The 18,187-nt window shown below is 45.7% G+C and carries 17 protein-coding genes; 9 read left to right on the top strand and 8 right to left on the bottom strand.

Annotated elements, in window-relative coordinates; all coding sequences use genetic code 11:
* Positions 1 to 34: 34 nt before the first annotated feature.
* Both AB8599_RS19885 and AB8599_RS19880 read right to left on the bottom strand, forming a co-directional pair.
* Positions 35 to 1,561 carry a diguanylate cyclase gene (locus AB8599_RS19885; RefSeq protein WP_407333464.1) on the bottom strand — a complete coding sequence of 509 codons (1,527 nt, stop codon included), beginning with the start codon at positions 1,559 to 1,561 and terminating at the stop codon, positions 35 to 37.
* Positions 1,562 to 1,783: 222 nt separating this feature from the next.
* Positions 1,784 to 2,152, bottom strand: coding sequence for an NADH:ubiquinone oxidoreductase (locus tag AB8599_RS19880; RefSeq protein ID WP_407333463.1), 369 nt, complete (start codon positions 2,150 to 2,152; stop codon positions 1,784 to 1,786).
* A 477-nt stretch (positions 2,153 to 2,629) separates the two neighbouring features.
* Between AB8599_RS19880 and AB8599_RS19875 the strand changes: the two genes are divergently transcribed.
* Complete coding sequence (locus AB8599_RS19875; RefSeq protein ID WP_407333462.1) at positions 2,630 to 3,643, top strand: ArsJ-associated glyceraldehyde-3-phosphate dehydrogenase; 1,014 nt, start codon at positions 2,630 to 2,632, stop codon at positions 3,641 to 3,643.
* A gap of 13 nt (positions 3,644 to 3,656) precedes the next feature.
* The gene (gene arsJ, locus AB8599_RS19870) at positions 3,657 to 4,886 is read left to right on the top strand and encodes an organoarsenical effux MFS transporter ArsJ (RefSeq protein ID WP_407333461.1); all 1,230 of its coding nucleotides are present in this window, start codon (positions 3,657 to 3,659) and stop codon (positions 4,884 to 4,886) included.
* Between the two features lie 196 nt (positions 4,887 to 5,082).
* Here the strand turns inward: arsJ and AB8599_RS19865 are convergent, their stop codons facing one another.
* A complete protein-coding gene (locus tag AB8599_RS19865) occupies positions 5,083 to 5,325 on the bottom strand; it encodes a hypothetical protein (protein ID WP_407333460.1) in 243 nt (80 codons plus the stop codon).
* Positions 5,326 to 5,717: 392 nt separating this feature from the next.
* Between AB8599_RS19865 and AB8599_RS19860 the strand changes: the two genes are divergently transcribed.
* The 4 genes from AB8599_RS19860 to AB8599_RS19845 all read left to right on the top strand — a co-directional run bounded on the left by AB8599_RS19860 (position 5,718) and on the right by AB8599_RS19845 (position 9,945).
* A complete protein-coding gene (locus tag AB8599_RS19860; protein WP_407333459.1) occupies positions 5,718 to 5,888 on the top strand; it encodes a hypothetical protein in 171 nt (56 codons plus the stop codon).
* A gap of 252 nt (positions 5,889 to 6,140) precedes the next feature.
* Entirely contained in the window at positions 6,141 to 7,967 is a 1,827-nt protein-coding gene (locus AB8599_RS19855) for a diguanylate cyclase domain-containing protein (RefSeq protein ID WP_407333458.1), read from the top strand.
* Positions 7,968 to 8,164: 197 nt separating this feature from the next.
* Positions 8,165 to 9,379, top strand: coding sequence for a glycosyltransferase (locus AB8599_RS19850; RefSeq protein WP_407333457.1), 1,215 nt, complete (start codon positions 8,165 to 8,167; stop codon positions 9,377 to 9,379).
* Between the two features lie 173 nt (positions 9,380 to 9,552).
* On the top strand, positions 9,553 to 9,945 hold the full coding sequence (locus AB8599_RS19845; RefSeq protein WP_407333456.1) for a response regulator: 393 nt from the start codon (positions 9,553 to 9,555) through the stop codon (positions 9,943 to 9,945).
* Between the two features lie 88 nt (positions 9,946 to 10,033).
* Here AB8599_RS19845 and AB8599_RS19840 read toward each other — a convergent pair whose 3' ends face one another.
* The 4 genes from AB8599_RS19840 to AB8599_RS19825 form a co-directional block, all read right to left on the bottom strand.
* Positions 10,034 to 10,738, bottom strand: a complete 705-nt coding sequence (locus AB8599_RS19840; RefSeq protein WP_407333455.1) for a UTRA domain-containing protein — start codon at positions 10,736 to 10,738, stop codon at positions 10,034 to 10,036.
* A 122-nt stretch (positions 10,739 to 10,860) separates the two neighbouring features.
* The gene (locus AB8599_RS19835) at positions 10,861 to 11,175 is read right to left on the bottom strand and encodes a hypothetical protein (protein WP_407333454.1); all 315 of its coding nucleotides are present in this window, start codon (positions 11,173 to 11,175) and stop codon (positions 10,861 to 10,863) included.
* Positions 11,176 to 11,401: 226 nt separating this feature from the next.
* Positions 11,402 to 12,757 (bottom strand): sigma 54-interacting transcriptional regulator, encoded by a 1,356-nt coding sequence (locus tag AB8599_RS19830; RefSeq protein ID WP_407333453.1) that lies wholly within the window; start codon positions 12,755 to 12,757, stop codon positions 11,402 to 11,404.
* Positions 12,758 to 13,477: 720 nt separating this feature from the next.
* Positions 13,478 to 13,924, bottom strand: coding sequence for an NADAR family protein (locus AB8599_RS19825; protein ID WP_407333452.1), 447 nt, complete (start codon positions 13,922 to 13,924; stop codon positions 13,478 to 13,480).
* Positions 13,925 to 14,086: 162 nt separating this feature from the next.
* Here AB8599_RS19825 and AB8599_RS19820 point away from each other — a divergent pair, with 162 nt between their 5' ends.
* Positions 14,087 to 14,686: a pentapeptide repeat-containing protein gene (locus AB8599_RS19820; RefSeq protein WP_407333451.1), complete on the top strand. Its 600-nt coding sequence runs from the start codon at positions 14,087 to 14,089 to the stop codon at positions 14,684 to 14,686.
* Positions 14,687 to 14,727: 41 nt separating this feature from the next.
* Here the strand turns inward: AB8599_RS19820 and AB8599_RS19815 are convergent, their stop codons facing one another.
* Positions 14,728 to 16,194: a PLP-dependent aminotransferase family protein gene (locus AB8599_RS19815; RefSeq protein WP_407333449.1), complete on the bottom strand. Its 1,467-nt coding sequence runs from the start codon at positions 16,192 to 16,194 to the stop codon at positions 14,728 to 14,730.
* Positions 16,195 to 16,288: 94 nt separating this feature from the next.
* Between AB8599_RS19815 and AB8599_RS19810 the strand changes: the two genes are divergently transcribed.
* Together AB8599_RS19810 and AB8599_RS19805 are read left to right on the top strand one after the other, a co-directional pair.
* Complete coding sequence (locus tag AB8599_RS19810) at positions 16,289 to 16,948, top strand: pyridoxamine 5'-phosphate oxidase family protein (protein ID WP_407333448.1); 660 nt, start codon at positions 16,289 to 16,291, stop codon at positions 16,946 to 16,948.
* A gap of 125 nt (positions 16,949 to 17,073) precedes the next feature.
* On the top strand, positions 17,074 to 17,964 hold the full coding sequence (locus AB8599_RS19805) for an aspartoacylase (RefSeq protein ID WP_407333447.1): 891 nt from the start codon (positions 17,074 to 17,076) through the stop codon (positions 17,962 to 17,964).
* Positions 17,965 to 18,187: the final 223 nt, after the last annotated feature.

Raw genomic sequence — 18,187 nt, 5'->3', positions numbered from 1 at the left:
GGTTTGCCGTTGGTTAGCAAGCTGTTAAGTTAATCTAGTTTGCAAGCTTAGGTCGGCGCAGCTCTTCAAAGTGTTGTTGCCGATTCCTACCCTGCGATTTCGCCGCATAGAGTGCCTTATCTGCTTCATCAAACAAGGTTTCAAGCGAACCAGACACGCGAGTCGGTGACATTGAAGCAATCCCGATACTCATTGTTAGCGGTGTACGCCAAGGGAATGGCAACTTTGCAAATCGCATACATACACGGTCAGCAAGACAAATCGCATCTTCAGCACTAAGTTCAGGGCAAATCACTAGAAATTCATCGCCGCCCCACCGCCCGATATGATCCACCTTTCTAAACACATTTCGTAAGTGATCTGCCGTCATCACCAACCCTTCATCACCTGCGGTGTGTCCTTCACTGTCATTCAGCTCTTTGAAGTGGTCAATATCTATCAACAGCACCGACATATTTCTGCCATAGCGTTTTGCCCGCTTCACTTCCAGATCTAAATGTTGCTCCATAGCTCGACGATTTCGAAGGTTAGTCAACAGGTCATATTGCGATTCTTTCTCCAGTTTTTTGTGAAGCGAGAGATCGCGAATAATAGCGATATTTCTGTAGGTATTCTCATACTCAAACGACGCAATCGCAATCGATAGAGGCTTAGTATCTCCTGACTTCGTTAGCCCTTTTACTTCCGTGGACGAATCTGACATTAACCGCGTACGTGTCGTTTCAGAAAATGCTTTTCGATAAGTGATGTGTTCCGAGCGCAATGATGCATCCATCAAATCTTCCACTTTCATGGACTGGAGCTCTATCATGCTATATCCAAAAATCGTCGTTGCGGCAGGGTTGGCGCGCAAAATATTCCCATCTATATCAGCATATATGCAACCATCCGGAGAAGAATTGAAAATGACATTCGATTCACGTAACCGGTAAAACAGCTGACGGGTGATCACTGAGACTGCAATGGCGAGCAGCACAATGACAAGCAAGGGAAATGAATTGGACACATATAACCAAACATTATTGCTCTCATTGATTACATTCGCACTTTTGTAGTGCTGATCAAGGTTAGGGATCAAGCCAGATCGCAGTCGAATCAGTGCCTCCCTTGCTTGATTGTCATCAACCCTTACACGTTTATCGACGTCTGTGGCGGATTCCAACTTAAGTTCCAAATAGATTTCATTGAGTTTTCGAAAGTACTCATTCAACGTCCCTTGAATAACAACAATGTCATTGACGTTAGATTCAGACAAATCCGCCAGCAAGAGATTGAGCAATGCATCATTGGCTTCCCAATAACTTCGTGTTGCTTCAACGTAATAGAAGTCTGAGCGTCGCAACACATAGTTCTTGAAGTGATGAATAAATCCCAAATATCCAAATGCCCGTTCTAATGCTGCGAGCTCCAGCGCCACACTCACTTGTTCTTGAGATTCAGCGTTCCACTCATCATTGAGTTCTTCAACAAAATTAGCCTGATAAACGCTATACCCGACAGAAAGTGTCAGCATAGAAACGCACAGGAAAGAGAGAATGATATTGAGGGTTTTATTGGCCATGGATCCCTGACGGAAAGTCTTATTTTCGAGACATATAAATTGTAGTAGATTTTCGTCTAGATACCTGAATATCTCATTCGACCGAGAAAACAAAAGAGAAGGAATGGCAACAAGTAGTGCAGAAAACTGCAAAGGGTTGTAGTCGGCGTATGTGAAGGGGAAAAATAAAGAAGGTGGCAAAAAGCCACCTTCTTATTGAACAATCTATTGGAATACTAAGACTTAACTGCCTTGAAGGCTGGTTTTCACTGCCTCAATACGTTTGCTTAGATACTCTCTGTATTTAAAGTATCCGTACGTTGCCACCAAAGAAAAGAATAGGTATGACAACGCAAACACAAATGGCGATGTAAGCAATTCACGTTCTAGGCTCCACATAACGCCAAAGACAGTAATACCCATTTTCACTGCAAATCCGGAAATAAGCATCAGAAGTGCAAGTTGTGGGTAGTTGGTATGACGAAAGCTAAGCCAGTAACAGCAACCTACAGCCATTGTGGCTAGCGAAAAGCCCACCATGTACGAGTGGAAATGATCACCAGCAAGGATGCCACCAACAACAGATAGAAAAACAACCACGAAAAAGGCCATTTCTACTCCTACAAAAAAAGTTAAATGATGAATTGAGCACGATTTGCTCGCTTGATCGCTATTTTTGCACACTTTCTCGACAAGTGCTAAAACGCCAAATGTTACAATCCAGCAACATAATAACGTTAATTCAAGGCATTATTGGAGGTGAACTTTCGTTTTTTCTATCACTTAGAGCGCTTTCTTTACGTTAACAATTTGTATATTTGTTACCTGTGGAAACATATTGTTACGAATATGATTTAAAATTATGCGATTCATGTACACTTACCGTTCTCTGTACGGCTTAACTGACCGATTTATGTCGCTGCAAAACCCCAATCACTCCAAGGCTTTTCCAGCACGACTCTCTTCATTTTGGCCACATTGACGCTATCGGTCAGTTCCTTGTCAATAAATCTTCACTTTACATATGTTATTTCGTATATATGATTTTCCAAATATTTAAAGCCTCTGTTTGAACAATAAGGACAACGCATGACTATCAAAATCGGTATCAATGGATTTGGGCGCATGGGACGCCTCTCGTTTCGTGCTGCATTCGATCAGAAAGATGTGGAGTTTACAGTCATTAATGACCCCGCTGGCGACGCAGAAACACTGGCTCACTTGGTGAATTTTGATTCAGTGCATGGCCGTTGGCACCATGAAGCTACCGCGCAAGGCAATAAAATCATCATTGGGGATACCGTGATTCAATGCAGCCAAAACCGTGCCATTGAAGATACCGATTGGTCTGGCTGTGATTTGGTGATTGAAGCATCAGGACAAATGAAAACAAAGGCACTGCTCAACGCCTACTTAGACCAAGGCGTGAAGCGCGTTGTGGTAACAGCACCCGTGAAAGAAGACGGGGTACTTAATGTGGTAATGGGTGTTAACCATGACCAATATGTGCCAGCCGAGCATCGGATTGTAACTGCCGCGTCTTGCACCACAAACTGTCTTGCACCTGTAGTGAAAGTTATCCATGAACAACTCGGTATCGTGCACGGTTCGATGACAACCATTCACGACATCACTAACACGCAAACCATTATTGATGCGCCACATAAAGACCTTCGCCGTGCCCGAGCATGTGGCAGTTCACTGATACCTACCACGACAGGCTCTGCTACTGCTATTACCCATATATTTCCTGAACTAAAAGGCAAACTGAACGGCCATGCTGTTCGTGTACCACTGACCAACGCCTCGTTGACAGATTGTGTGTTTGAAGTGAGCCGTCCAACCAGCGAACAGGAAGTGAACCAAATGCTGAAAATCGCCGCTGACGGGCAGCTAAAAGGCATCATGGGCTTTGAAGAGCGTCCATTAGTGTCTATCGATTATCGAACAGATCCTCGCTCAGGTACGATTGACGCGCTTTCCACCATGGTGATAAATGGCACGCAAGTTAAACTTTATGTTTGGTACGACAATGAGTGGGGTTACGCAAACCGTACAGCCGAACTCGCACTGATGGTCGGCCGTATCGACAAAGCACAATAGGAGCCTGCAAACCATGCCGTTTGCTGCACTTTCTTCAGAACTGAAACAGTACCTGATCGTCACCGGTAATTACTGGGCATTCACCCTCACAGATGGTGCGCTGAGAATGCTGGTTGTGCTTCACTTTTACAGCTTGGGGTACAGCCCGCTCGATATTGCCTTGTTGTTTGTGTTCTACGAGTTCTTTGGTGTTATCACCAACCTAGTAGGAGGCTGGCTTGGGGCTCATATTGGTTTGAACCGCACCATGAATATTGGCTTGGGGCTACAAATCGTTGCCCTATCGATGCTAATGGTACCAGCAGGTATTCTTACGGTTGGTTGGGTCATGGCAGCACAAGCGTTGTCTGGCATTGCCAAAGACCTCAATAAAATGAGTGCTAAAAGTGCCGTAAAGACGCTGGTTCCGGCCAATGCCGAAGGCACTTTATATAAATGGGTTGCTGTGCTGACTGGTTCAAAAAATGCCCTAAAAGGCGCGGGCTTTTTCCTCGGCGGTGCATTACTCACGGTATTTGGATTCCAGGGGGCCGTGCTAGTGATGGCCAGCGCACTCACCGTGGTTTGGTTAAGCAGCCTGTTCTTCCTCAAAGCCGATATTGGACAAGCTAAGAACAAGCCGAAATTTACCCAACTTTTTTCTAAAAGTGCCCCTATCAACGTACTTTCGGCTGCGCGTATGTTCCTATTTGGCGCACGGGATGTATGGTTTGTGGTTGCGCTTCCTGTCTTTCTCGCCAGTCAATTTGGTTGGGATCATTGGACCGTTGGCGGGTTTCTTGCGCTTTGGGTAATCGGGTACGGTGTTGTACAGGGGTTTGCACCGAAGATCACTGGCAAAGCCTCTGGGAAAGTACCTGATGGACGCTCAGCCATGGCGTGGGTAGGTCTTTTGACGGTGATCCCTGGGCTGATTGCATTTGCGCTAATGAATAACATTGCGCCGCAGATAAGTCTTGTTTCAGGTCTGATGATTTTTGGCGCCATCTTTGCCATTAATTCGTCGCTACACAGCTATCTCATCGTGAGCTATGCACGCGAAGATGGGGTGTCTTTGGACGTTGGCTTCTACTACATGGCAAATGCAATGGGAAGGCTATTAGGCACCCTACTATCAGGCTGGATATATCAAAACGATGGATTGGTTGCCTGCCTATGGGTTTCGTGCGCGATGCTTGGCACAACCTTTGTGATATCACATTGGCTTCCTGCATCAACCAGCAAAACGTCGGTGCCTTCTTAGAGGCGCCGAATAAGATTGCCCAATGGGATAATCGCACGTTCTTAAGACCAAGCTGCCTGACGATCAAACGATCTTAAAGCAACACCAAGCGCAAGCGACACTGCAAAAACAACAAAGCCGAGTTTTTCACTCGGCTTTTTGCATTCCTATTCGTCAACGTCACCGCTAACCATATTTCAATCTACGCAACCTTGGTTTACAAGACAGGAATGGCGGGGCTGCACTCAGCATCGATAGGTTGTTTTTCCAAATAAGCTTGGTTTAACGCACCCACTTCAACAACCGGGCCTAGCATTTTTACGCGCATCAATGTGCCATGCGAACCTGAAATTTCTGCGACATGCCCTTCTGAGTAGTCACTCTCATAGGAGAAGGTTTCGATAGCAAGGTGCAACAAATTAAAATCTCGTCTGCGAACTGAAAGATAAGAACGCCACATTAACGCATCAAAAACTTCCGATGTGTTATACGCTCGAATGACAAATCGCCAACCCCTGTCTGCGCCATAGAAATCTAAAGGGAAGAACTTCCGAATTCTTTTTCTAGTTTTCAATGTGGTATCTCTTCTGCATGTGAAAACCTGATGTGTACAAGATCTGAGTATAGAGCCAGATTTCATGGCCGCCAGAAATCCGGCTCAAATAAATTGTTGTTTTCATTACTATCTATTCTTTCTTTTTTGCAAATCTGGGTCTATTGCTCCAGAAGATTATGCTGTGCGGTAACGTGATAGGAGCGTCATGACTCAATCTGAATACTGATACCTGTTTATGCTTAAGTAAACTGAATATGATAACAACACCCTACCTAATCAAAGGATTGGCAGTTGAAATGAAATTAAAAATTTTCCGATGGGTTATCGTCGTGGTACTCATTATTGGCGCATTTATTCTCGGCGTTGAGTTTCAGAAGTTTACGCATCAAGAAGAATGCTTGGACGTTGGCAAGCAAACTCTAGCCGGTAGCCATCGAATTTGCGTGTCAAAAGACAACCCATCCTAGTGATGGTGCGATCTCAAAATACAGCGCACTAGCCATCACTGAGGTCAAAAAATCACACCCAAAGTAGACTAAAAAGGTTCGCATAAATGTAAAAAACTCATTAAAACTGATGCATTTACAGCCAAACAGCACACGATTTAGCGCACTGGTGATCTTTTACACCAGATTCGGCTATTTTTTGAGGTAAACTGCTGCAAGTAACAGCGAACGCCTAATTATGATGAGCCTTGCATGCACAAAAGTTTTCCAAAGATGCGCCAAAGTATCCAAGCCAAAATATCAGCACTGGTTCTTGGCCTGAGCTTAACGTTCGCTGTTATCTCCGTCGCCGTTCAACTGCATATCAATTACACCAACACCTATTCTTCGACCATCACATCACTCGAAAAGCGTGCAGATAGCTCGTTAGCGACTATTCATTATTCTTTGAAAAAAACAGATACATCCTTACTTCTGTTGCAACTCCAGAGCCTTGCAGATACGCCTTATGTGAAAAATGTTCATTTCACAAGCCGTGATGGCGAACAGTTTTGGGCGGATAATATTACCCAGAATCAGAAGGACGGAAGATACAAAAAATACCCTCTCACAACTCTGGATGACGGGATTGCTCAACTCGATATTTATTTAGACTTGGATGCAATTGAAGAAAGTGCTTGGCAAGAGGCTATTCCCGCCGCACTACTTTATCTTATAGAAGCCTTATTGGTGGCGCTAATCCTTATTATCGTGCTCGGAAAAACCTGCGTCACTCGCTTGCGATCATTGGTGGAACACATCGATAAAATTGACCTCAATAAAGTCAATAAATTTGCGATTCCCGATTCACTCATTCATCACCAAGATGAATTAGGCCAATTGGCAAAATCAGTGCAAGAACTGTATAAACGTATTCGCACTGACGCTATTGAAAAACGGTTAAAAGAACGCACGTTGAAGCAACATAAAACGTTGTTAGTCGAAGAGGTCAATGCCCGTACTGAGGCGATAGAATGGCAAAACCACGCTAACAAACTGCTTGCTGATTTGTCACTGCGGCTGCTAAAAGGTCACAAAACCAATGTTGAACACGACGTTCGTTGCTGCATGCCTCAAATGGCAAAATTGCTTGGGTCTGACCACATATTCTGGCTCTCTTTCGATCACGACAACATCATTTACCGCGCCACCTTCCCTGAAAACAGTGAACAGCCTGCCATTGATTTGAGCGATATGTACAAGGTGAAACGCTGGCTAATGGAGGCGCAGGATGTGGCGCTGATTGATGTAGATACGTTTGATGAAGACACACTCGCCGAACACGATTTTCTCAAAGATGTTGGCATACACAGCTTAGCAATGTTTCCTCTCACGGATGGACGAAAGAGTTTTGGCATTTTGGCTGCCACCAACAACCACCAATCATTGGAATGGAATGAGAACAAAAGTCTGTTGCTGACACGTTTTGCTACCATGCTTAGCGAGCTCACGATTCGGGAACGTGACCACTATGCAATGGCAGAGCTTCAAGAAGAGCTTATTGTGGCAAATGAAAGGCTCCGTGTTGAAGCAGAAACCGATGAACTAACACACCTACTCAATCGTCGTCCCTTCAGCCGTCGTTTAAGTACCGCGCTTTATGATGCCGTCGATACCGGCACAACGCTCTCTGTCATGATGATAGATATTGACCATTTCAAAGCGTACAACGACATTTATGGTCACTTACAAGGTGACAAAGTACTGTTGCGCGTCGCTCAAGCAATGAATGATGTGGCAAAACAATGGGAGGCACCGCTTGCTCGTTTTGGCGGTGAAGAGTTCTCCTTGATGATACCTAACTGCGATCTTGAAAAAACACAAAGGGTGGCTTGGCAGCTTTGTCAGGCTGTGCGCGATCTCTGCATTTCCCACCAAGGCAGCACCAGCAGCGGTATCATTACCATCAGTATTGGTGGTATTACCTGCGAACCAAGCACGGAAACTCAGCCCAACCAATTGCTAGAAGCGGCCGATCAGTGTCTCTACAAAGCGAAGCACGGCGGGAGAAACCGCGCGGTTCTGCAACCCTACCTCATCTTAGATAAAGAAATGCAGTAGAGATTTGGGGCGCGCTTTGCGGCCGTTCCTTTTTTCTGTCAAACCTAAGCGTCTACCTAAGCAGACAACAGCAGAATCAGTTCAGGGAACCCCCCTCTTCTTTTTTAGTGGTTGTCTCTGAAATCGGAAATGTTGACTCAAGTAACTGTGCGATTATTAGCCAACGGTTTTTTCGCATGTGCATGAGGTTCAGTATGATGTCTGTAAAGCAGCCTCTCCATATCTGTCACTTTGTTGGCTCTCTAACCGATACGGTATTGAATGATCAGGTCTTCACCAATATCCGTGCGTTCCCTCATCCTTATTTTGAACACACCCTTGTCGTGCTCAAAAAGTCGAAAATACCATCAACAGGAACAATACCTAACCACGTCAGTTGCTTAGAGTTAGACCTAAACGGCTTATTGCCCTCGAAACTTCGTCAATGCCACAAGGCACTGCTAGCACTTAAACCCAATATCTGCCAAACCTACGGCGACCAGACCTTTCCAATACAATGGGTCGCACACAAACGAAACATTCCAGTAAAGTTGCATTTTTATCAAAACCCGACGGGAAAGCGCGGCGGCTTTAGGTCGTGGTTTCGCCAGTGGATGCATCGAACACTGTCCTATTCTTCTGACTTTGTCATTGCGCAGTCAGAAGCCGACAAAGCATGGCTGACTCACGTTGCCAACATCTCACCAGAGAGACTCAAACTCATTCGGTCTGGAATCAATAGCCGGCAATGTTGCCCCAGCTTAAAAGCCATTGATCCTAACGTCACGAATCACTTTGTCGGAACCGTTCCTGTCCCAGCGCATCGCTTTGTGGTTGGTGTCGACGTGGCGGGTCAAAGCAAAGCTTCCTTAGAGGTGCTTTTCGATGAATATTTTGCGGCATGTATGCGTTCACCTACATTCAGACTGCAAACCTTGCTGCTTGTGGCAGGCAATAACCCGCACTTAAATCAACTCCGCAGGGCATTGAAAAACCAATATGCAGCAGAAGAACAGGTTCGCTTTTGCGGCCGCTTAAAAGACAAGCACCACTTCCACTCGCATATTGATACTTTTGTGTGTCTACGTCCCCAGCATTCCGACGCCAGTGTTCTTGAAGCCATGTCGATGGGGCTGCCGATTGCGTCCAATCGCATTGGTAATGATTGTCATGATGACGACCATCCGATCTGCTGGACAACTGAATCCGGAAGCGAACTGCTGCAAGATCAGCTTTTAGACCTGTTTTCCGACAACAATAAACGCTTGAAAATCGGCCGTGCTTCTCGACGCTATATTCAGGATTTTCACAACCAGCATACCTATCACACCCGCTTCAACACACTTTATGAAATGGCGAAGTCAACATCGATCGCAGAAGGGACAGCGAGCACGCAAAGACAACGTCCTCACCCCACACAATTCAACCGATGATAATTTTCTTGCCAATTGAAACCGTGTAACTCCGATCAGGCGCGCGCCTAAATACCTAAGATATTGAGCAATCCTCTCGATCTGAAAGCAATATAAGTTAACGTCTCTTCTCGAAGTTACTGAGTGTTGAGCTATATTTTATTCATAAGCCGATACGAAGGTATAATTCACTGATGAAAATTCTGGTCGTGGATGACATGACATCCATGAGACACGTCATGCTCAATTTGCTGAGAAGTATTGGCTATTTGGATTTGGAGGAAGCCACCAACGGATGGCAGGCCTTTCAAATGATGAAGAAGAGCAGTTATGGCTTGCTCATCACGGATCTGAACATGCCCAAAATGGACGGCAGAGAATTACTTAAAGAAGTTCGTTGTGATGAAAAACTGAAAAAGACCCCGGTACTCATTGTCTCCTGTGAGCAAGACAAAGAGCGCGTAAAAGAATTAATTCAACATGGCGTGAATGGCTTTGTGGTGAAACCCTTCAATGCCGCGACATTGCACAAACAAATACAGCGCATTGAGCGTCAGCAAGAGATAAAAGCTCAGGCAGCAAAGTAGCACTTCGCATCGAGTACCTAGCATCTAGAACGAGGCAAATTGACATTCCGCGCTGTTAATTTGACTCAGCCATTCCATCACTGCCCAACTACCGACCGAATTCTACCATCATGTCTAACGATACCGCGTTGTGACGCCAGTGCTCAATAACGCATTCCTGTGCAGTACCTGCCTCATCAAAATGTATGCGAGTGATTCGCAATGATGGCGCGCCAACGGTTGATTTGATCGTTGAGGCAATCGGCTCATCAAATGTTGAAGAACACACAGCATAGCGGCACTTGCTGATATTGAGCTGCCAGTTCTCTCGGTAGAGTTCGGCTAAATTTCCGTCTAGGGGATGCTGGAGTAAATGAGGTAATCGTTCGACGCGGACATAGTGCTCAGCGTACATCACGGCCCTACCATCGAGACGATGAATACGGCAGATATTAAACACTTCGGTAAAGGGCGGTAGCGAGAGGAATTGCGTGCTTTCTTTATTCGCCATCAAGCTCTCAGCACGATGGACATCAATGGAAGGTGTACGGCCTTGGCTAGACGCTGTCGCTGAAAATTCGAAAGGCAAAGACAGATCAACACGTAGCGCACGGTGGGAAATAAACCAACCACGTCTATCTTCACGATAAATCAGACCATCGGCTTCCAACAACGACAGCGCTTCTCTTAACGTCACACGGGTAGTTTTAAAAGTATCAGCCAGTTTTCGCTCTGATGGCAGTTTTTCACCCGCTGGCAGCTGCCCGCTTTGAATCTGCTCTTTAATAGCATCTTTAATTCGAATGTACTGCAACGTTGCGGCTTCGCTTATGGGTTAACAATACGCCCAGCATACCGCACCTGTTGGATTATTTCAGCTTGAAGGCGGCAGATTTGGTGTGTGCCTACGCCTTTGTTTTTTATGTAGAAGCTAGGCTAGCGCCAACGCACGTGATTAAGCTTTATTATTTCCATGCGTTCAAGTTCATGCAGTAGCCGTTTCGCATATTCAGGCTCACAGACAGACAATGCAGAAAGAGCAGCGCCAAGGGGTAAGTTCTTTTCAATCAAAGAGAGAAAAACACTCGTTGCACTATCACAGATAAGTACGTCTTCAGTGGAAGGACTGAAAATGACGAGCTGATCTCCAGATTCATAACTGCATATATCGAGTGAGAAGTTGTCAGCAATACAAATATCAACGTCAGCTTTTAGCACCAAATTACTATCAACAAGTTCAGCGACTCTCATTCTACTACTCCACGTCATTGTAACTGACAAAGGCGCAAGAAAATCTTACAGGGGTCAGGCAAACCATCGAACTCTGCATTTCCAGTAACTCACTAAAAAACGCTCTACAAGGGTTGCCTACTATTCACTGTATATGCTTTGTCGACTTTCCTACGCCGATTGACAGCCTATTCGACTCCACTTCTCACCATTAAGACGCTGGACTTATTGCAATGCGCGCTTCATCTCAGCGCGGCAGTGCATATTTTTCAATCAAGGTGTATAACGTCGGACGAGATACGCCGAGTAGGTTGGCAGTTTGCGACATATTGCCTTCAGCACGAGCCAATGCACGTGTCACCGCTTGGCGCTCAGCTTCTTCCCTGACCTGGCGAAGATTAAGTGGTAACCCCGAATCTTTCTTGTGCTCTTTTGTCAGCGCCAAATCTGCTGCGGTAATTTTATCGCCATCCGCCATAATCACGGCCGACTTCACCTTATTTTGAAGCTCACGCACGTTTCCTGGCCACATGTAAGCGAGCAATGCTTCAAGCGCGTCTTCGGTGAATCCAGCGATATTGCGATTCATCGATTGATTGAACTGAAGCAAAAACGTTTTGGCGAGCAAAAGTACATCGTCACTTCGCTCTCTAAGAGGCGGGATGCTAATCGGCACTTCAGCAATACAGTGCAACAAATCATCTCTAAAGCGCTTTTCTGTGCTGCGTTGGGTTAGGTCTTGATGAGTGGCGCAGACCAGCTTCACATCAACAGGAATAGATCGCTGGCCGGCAATGCGATCAACCACGCGATCTTGCACAAAGCGCAACACCTTGGCTTGAACATGCAGAGGCATATCCCCGATTTCATCTAAGAACAAGGTGCCACCATGAGCAGACTCAATTTTGCCAATCTTGACTCGCCGAACACCGAGCGTGTCGCTCTCAATACCAAAGAGCTCATTTTCAAGCAGCTCTTCAGGAATCGATGCACAATTGATGGTGACAAATGGCTTTTGGCTTCTCGGGCTTCGATCATGGATGGCTCTCGCCAACAACGCTTTTCCGGTGCCGCTCTCACCGTAAATCAGTACGTTAATATCCGTTAACGACACCCGATCTACCATGCGCATTAACTGCATCATTTGCAGACTTCCGCCAACAATAGACTCTTGTCTACGCTCATAACTTTTAAGGCGGTCAACTTCATGTTCTAACTGACTAATATGCCGAGCGCGACGCACGAGCATTCTTAGCAGCGCGTCATCAAATGGCCTTTCCACAACGTCAAATGCACCGGATTCCATCGCTAACATAGCATCGCTATTACTGTCAGAATCAACAACAACCAACACTTTCGTTCGCGGAGAATAAGAGAGTATTTCCTTCATCAAAAACAAGGTGTTTGCATCACATCGTCCAATTATCACTACCGATGTTAAAAGCTGCTGCAATGCGGCTGGCACACTAAGAGAATGCGCCGTGATAATCGACCCTTCACTTTCCAATGCTTGGCATAGTTTCTTCTGTGCATCTGGGTCATCCTCTACAATAAGCAGTGCTTCCTGCAACTGAGAGGCCAAATTCTGATGGGTATCAACCATGGAACTCACCTTCTTGGGTATTAGCATCGTGCGTTTGAATATGCCTCAGGCCAAGTGCAAGCACTGAACATGCTCACATTCGGAAGCAACACGACATTCCGTGTTTTTTGCCTTTTTGGCTCATCAGATCCGACGAGTGAACGAATTCACGTCATTGGGGTTACACCACTCCCTTTTCCCCAACCTCGTACACTTCGTGATACCTCTGTCGGCTGATTAAAGTCACCAATGCTACTTTCTTGATTAAAAATGAATAAAAACGTTATCGACCAAAACGAGAGAAACCCGATTCATAAACAAAGCCTGTTCTGAATAAGCCGATGATAAACACTGAGCGCGACATGCGTCAGGCAAACTGATACTGACACCCGTCGCTTGAACGACTTGAAAGGGATAAAAATGTCACTTTGAAATACATATAATTAGCCGAGAGTAACACCATGACACTTCAGAACATGGCATGGGAATACACTATCGCTTCCAAGGTTCATCAAACTCAAACGCTCGAAGGTCACTCTAGCAGCGTGACAAAAAGTCGCGCAGTGCAAAGCTGGGAATAAGGTTTAATTCTTATTTTTTAGTCATTTTTCTATGATATTGAATGGCGCACATAAAGGCAGAATTTGCGGGGAATTCATAGCAGAAAACAGACGAAAACTGACGCATTTTCATCAAAGGGAATGGTTCAAAATGCTGTGTTTTTTGGCATATTCAAGTTGACTATTGCATGAGAATCTTGCTCCTCACGTCCATCAATATACCACCGAGTTTATTAAGACCATCACCGTACTGCCCCGCCCCCCAAAAAGCATCACAATCTGAGCGCTCAACCAGAACTGCTGGGTACGTTGACGCCAATTTCTGAGCGAGGTCCACATGTTGTTGAAATTTTTGCTCAACAACAAAGCGCATCACATCACAACGTCTATCTAGCCAATCCGTTTTGACCTGAAACTCAAATTCACGGCTCAATATGAATGCTTCATCAGGGGTTGCTGCACGTTGAATTTTTCGACGCAATGCTTGGTCATCAAACTTGCAGGCTTGATAATAGTGTTCCGACGTTAGCCATGTTTCCTTCTCTATACGCAGAGGCGCCGCATAAAAATTGGAGAGAAAGCCATAAAGCGCGTCCGGTTCGTAAAAATTGATGATGTTTTTTGTCATTCAAAAGCCTGTTTTTTAATATGGGCTGTCTATAACAATAGCAATAAACCATAATCGTTCCCCATAGAAAAAAGCGACATTTTGTGGTGAAAAACAGAACGCTTTACGTTTCGGGTCTCACCCTGTTTGGTTCGTCAAACCACACTCCCCATAGAGAAGAACATGAGTAAATTACAAAGCCATTTTGAATACTATGACCACACTTTCGATAAGCTTGAACTCACCGGGCAACAGGTTGAAGGCTCTGAATTTGAAGAGTGCGAATTTCGTGATTGTCAGTTGTCTGAAGCGACGTTCAAAGGATGCAAATTCATTAACTGTACCTTTCGTCGTTGCAACCTAAGTTTGATGAAGGTGCGTCAATCACGTTTCTCAGACATCGAGTTTGTTGAGTGTAAATTGGTGGGTGTTGATTGGACGCTTGCAGAATGGCCAACGTACTCTGTGGATGCAGATATGGCATTTACCCAATGCATCATGAATGACAACTCGTTTTTTGGCTTAACCCTTCGTGCGTTAACACTCAAAGAGTGCAAACTGCATGACGCAGACTTTCGAGACGGTGATTTTAGCCATTCATCCATGACCTACTGCGATTTCACCAACAGCGTGTTTATGCGAACCAACCTCCAAAGCGCCGATTTCACCGAATCGACCAACGTCTCGTTAAGCGTATTAGACAACAACGTTAACGCCGCAAAATTCTCTCGCTATGAAGCATTGGGGCTGCTCGAAGCGCTCGGCATCGAGTTGGTGGACTAGCAGCGTTAATCGTTACAACACGCGGTTATACCCAAACAACCTCAAGATGTTTGCATATATAGGCATTTGGCGAGAGCGTGTATGCCGCGTGAAATGTCTTCCAGCGAACTGTTGCCAAAACCGGCGACCAGTGTGCGATGAACCCATTGCTCCATGCCATCCACCGTGTCCGGATCGCAGTAATAATCCAAGGTACGGATGGTAATGCCTTGTGCCTCTAGCATTCGCTTCACAGTGGCGGCATCTGAGCCGCCTTGCCAGCGAAATGTCACGTGTAACCCTGCTTCTTGGCTAAGCACTTCAATCCGGTCGCCCAACTGTTCCCGCAATTGCTCAACGAAAAATCGATGCTTACCCTGATAAAGATGCCGCATTCTGCGGATATGGCGCAAATAGTCGCCATTAGCAATGAATTCTGCCAGTGCTTCTTCCACATGAATGGGGGTATCGCCACCAATGGCATCTTTAATGCTTAGGCATGTATCAACCAGTGATTCTGGCACCACCATGTACCCAACACGGAGCGCGGGCAGTAAGGTTTTACTGAATGTTCCGATATAAATCACATTGGCTTTCGCACCATAAAACTTAGCCGCTAGTCCTTGCAATGAAGGGTACGGACGGTTGGCAAACTGAAATTCACTGTCGTAGTCGTCCTCAATCAACCAGCGATTTTTACGCACCGCCCAATCAATGCATTTCATGCGACTGTTAGTGTCAATACTGCAGCCCATGGGATATTGATTACTGGGTGTGAGATAGACCACTTTTCCTTCAAAACCACCCAGCACCGAAATATCAACGCCTGAATCAGCAGAAAATGGCAGATAAGAGAGTGTTGCTCCGCATCGATTGAGCACTTTGCGCATCTGCACATAGCCGGGGTTTTCCATCATCACCTTATCGTCCTGCTCTAGCACAGCATTCATGGCAATGTAGAGGGCTTGCTGGGCGCCGAGAGTGATAATAATGCGGTGCGAAGGGGCATCAACGGAACGGCTCATAGAGAGGTATTCACTCAATGCCGATCGAAGATTCACGCTGCCTTGAATATCATTTTGACCCGAAAGGATCATGCGATCGGCATGGCATTGCAGCGTTCTTGCCCATTTTCGATAAGGAAACTGCGCAAGATCCGGCACGCCAGTCGCAAACGGACGGTTACGTAGTTTCACATCAAATGCAGGCTTTGTCTCAGCACTTGGCGCAGCATTTAAAGGCTGCATAGGCTGAGTAAGCAGATACGATTCTGGGTTCAGTAGTTGAATGAAAAAACCCGCCCCACGTCGGCTCTCGATATATCCTTCCGCTTTGAGTTGGTCATAGACCGCCGTGACGGTATTGCGACTTAATGCGAGTTCTTGTGCCAATAAACGCGAGGATGGCAACTTGGCTTTGGTTGGCCACTTTCCACTTAAAATTTTCTCCTGAATAGCTGAATACAAAGCGCTTTGCTTAGAGGGCATATCAACATTCAAGGTCAAGTCACCGATATCGATTAACGGCATATTGGATCCATTAAGTTAATTAAACTGGCTCTATGTAGGGTGCCAGTTTATGGGTAAATTGCCAACATAAAGTGAAATGGTGAAGGAACACACAATGACGTTAAGCACAACACAGAGAACAACACTTAAAAAAGCCGCACACAAAGCCGTCAAAGATCAGGATGCACTTTATGCCATTATCGATGAGTCAAAACTCGCGCACGTGGCATTCAATGACCAACGGGGTCCGACTGTGATCCCTATGCTGGCATGGCGTGTTGGTAACCATGTGTATATTCATGGCGCCAAGAACAGTCCGATGATCAGACATCTAAAAAATGGTGCAGACTGCTGCCTCACTTTTACCCTTTTTGATGCATGGGTACTTGCACGTTCCGCGTTTCATCACAGTGCCCATTATCGCTGCGCCATGGTATTCGGTCGCTTTGAAACCGTTGAAGATAACGCACAGAAATCCGTGGCTTTAGATGCATTTTTAGAGCAAATCGCCCCAGGAAGAAGCAAACAAGCGCGACCGAGTAACGAAAAGGAACTTACCGCGACAGAGATGCTGGTCATGCCGCTGGATGAAACCTCGGTGAAAATTGGGCGTCACGGCGTGAACGATGATTTGGCAGACATGGATCTGGATGTGTGGGCAGGCATTCTCCCCATGAGAACCGTGGTCGGGCCTTTAGAGCCAACGTCTGACAACAAAGTCATCGACGTGCCAGACTACTCCAGTGCGTACGAAGGCCGTTGGCACAACGCTTAGCTACACCCTGCTGCATCCTGCTATACCCTGCTGCATAATTATGCCCCCCCCAAGTCTTGGGAAGCACTTGGGGATTCATCATCTCCCTGATATATTGATTTTTCGTCTATCAGGAGAGGACAAGGATGAGCACATTTAATCGGGTAGCTATTGTTGGCGGTACCCATGGCAATGAATTTAGCGGGATTTATCTTCTTAAAAAGTGGCAGGCTTCCCCTGCGCTGATCCATCGCGACAGCTTCGAAACGGAAACCCTTTTTGCCAACCCTAATGCCTATCGAGACAACAAACGTTATCTTGATTGCGACTTAAATCGTCAGTTCATTCCAGCCGACCTTGCCAACCCTGAACTGAGTAATTACGAACAAAGTCGTGCCAAAGTCATCAATGCTCAACTTGGCCCTAAGGGCAATGCGCGCACAGATTTGGTGATCGACCTTCACAACACCACCAGCAACATGGGGCCAACCCTGATTTTGCTTAAATGCGATGCGTTCAATACACAATTGGCCGCTTATGTTGCATCGAAAATGGATAACGCCGTCATTCTGTTTGAAGACCAATGCACGATTGAAGAACACTACTTCCTGTGCTCGATCGCAGAGCAAGGCATCATCATTGAAGTGGGTCCTCAACCGCAATCTGTTATCCGACAAGATGTGCTGGAATGGATGGACAACATGACAACGCACATTCTCGATTTCGTGGAGTTGTTTAACACCGATACTGTCCCTGAATTGCCAGCCACGGTTTCTGCGTATCGCTACGAAGAAACGCTGAAATTGCCTGAAGACGAAAACGGCGAGCGCATTGGCATGGTACATAAAAATGTGCAGGACGCCGATTTCACTCCCCTGCACAATGGTGACCCTATTTTTACCTTGTTTGATGGCAGTGAAGTACATTGGGAAGGTGACTATGAAGCCTATCCGCACTTTATTAATGAAGCCGCCTATTACGACAATAATTTGGCAATGTCGCTCGGGAAAAAAGTAAGCATTGACGTTATTCGCTAACTTAATTCAAAAATAGATAGTGCAGATTGAAATCTGCGCTATCTATTTATCTCCTCGATTTTTGATTTTACAAAAAACCATCGGCACTACTGTCTAATTTATTAATATACACTTGCACTTTCTTTATCCAATATTGTTATCCCTGACATTACTTCGTCATTACCCTGATATTTCCCCTACTAACAAACCCTAAAATACCCCAGCCTTTTCAGTGAGTTACGTG

The sequence above is a fragment of the Enterovibrio litoreus genome (assembly GCF_045679545.1).
GTDB lineage: Bacteria > Pseudomonadota > Gammaproteobacteria > Enterobacterales > Vibrionaceae > Enterovibrio.
This window is presented reverse-complemented; position numbering and strand designations above follow the sequence as displayed.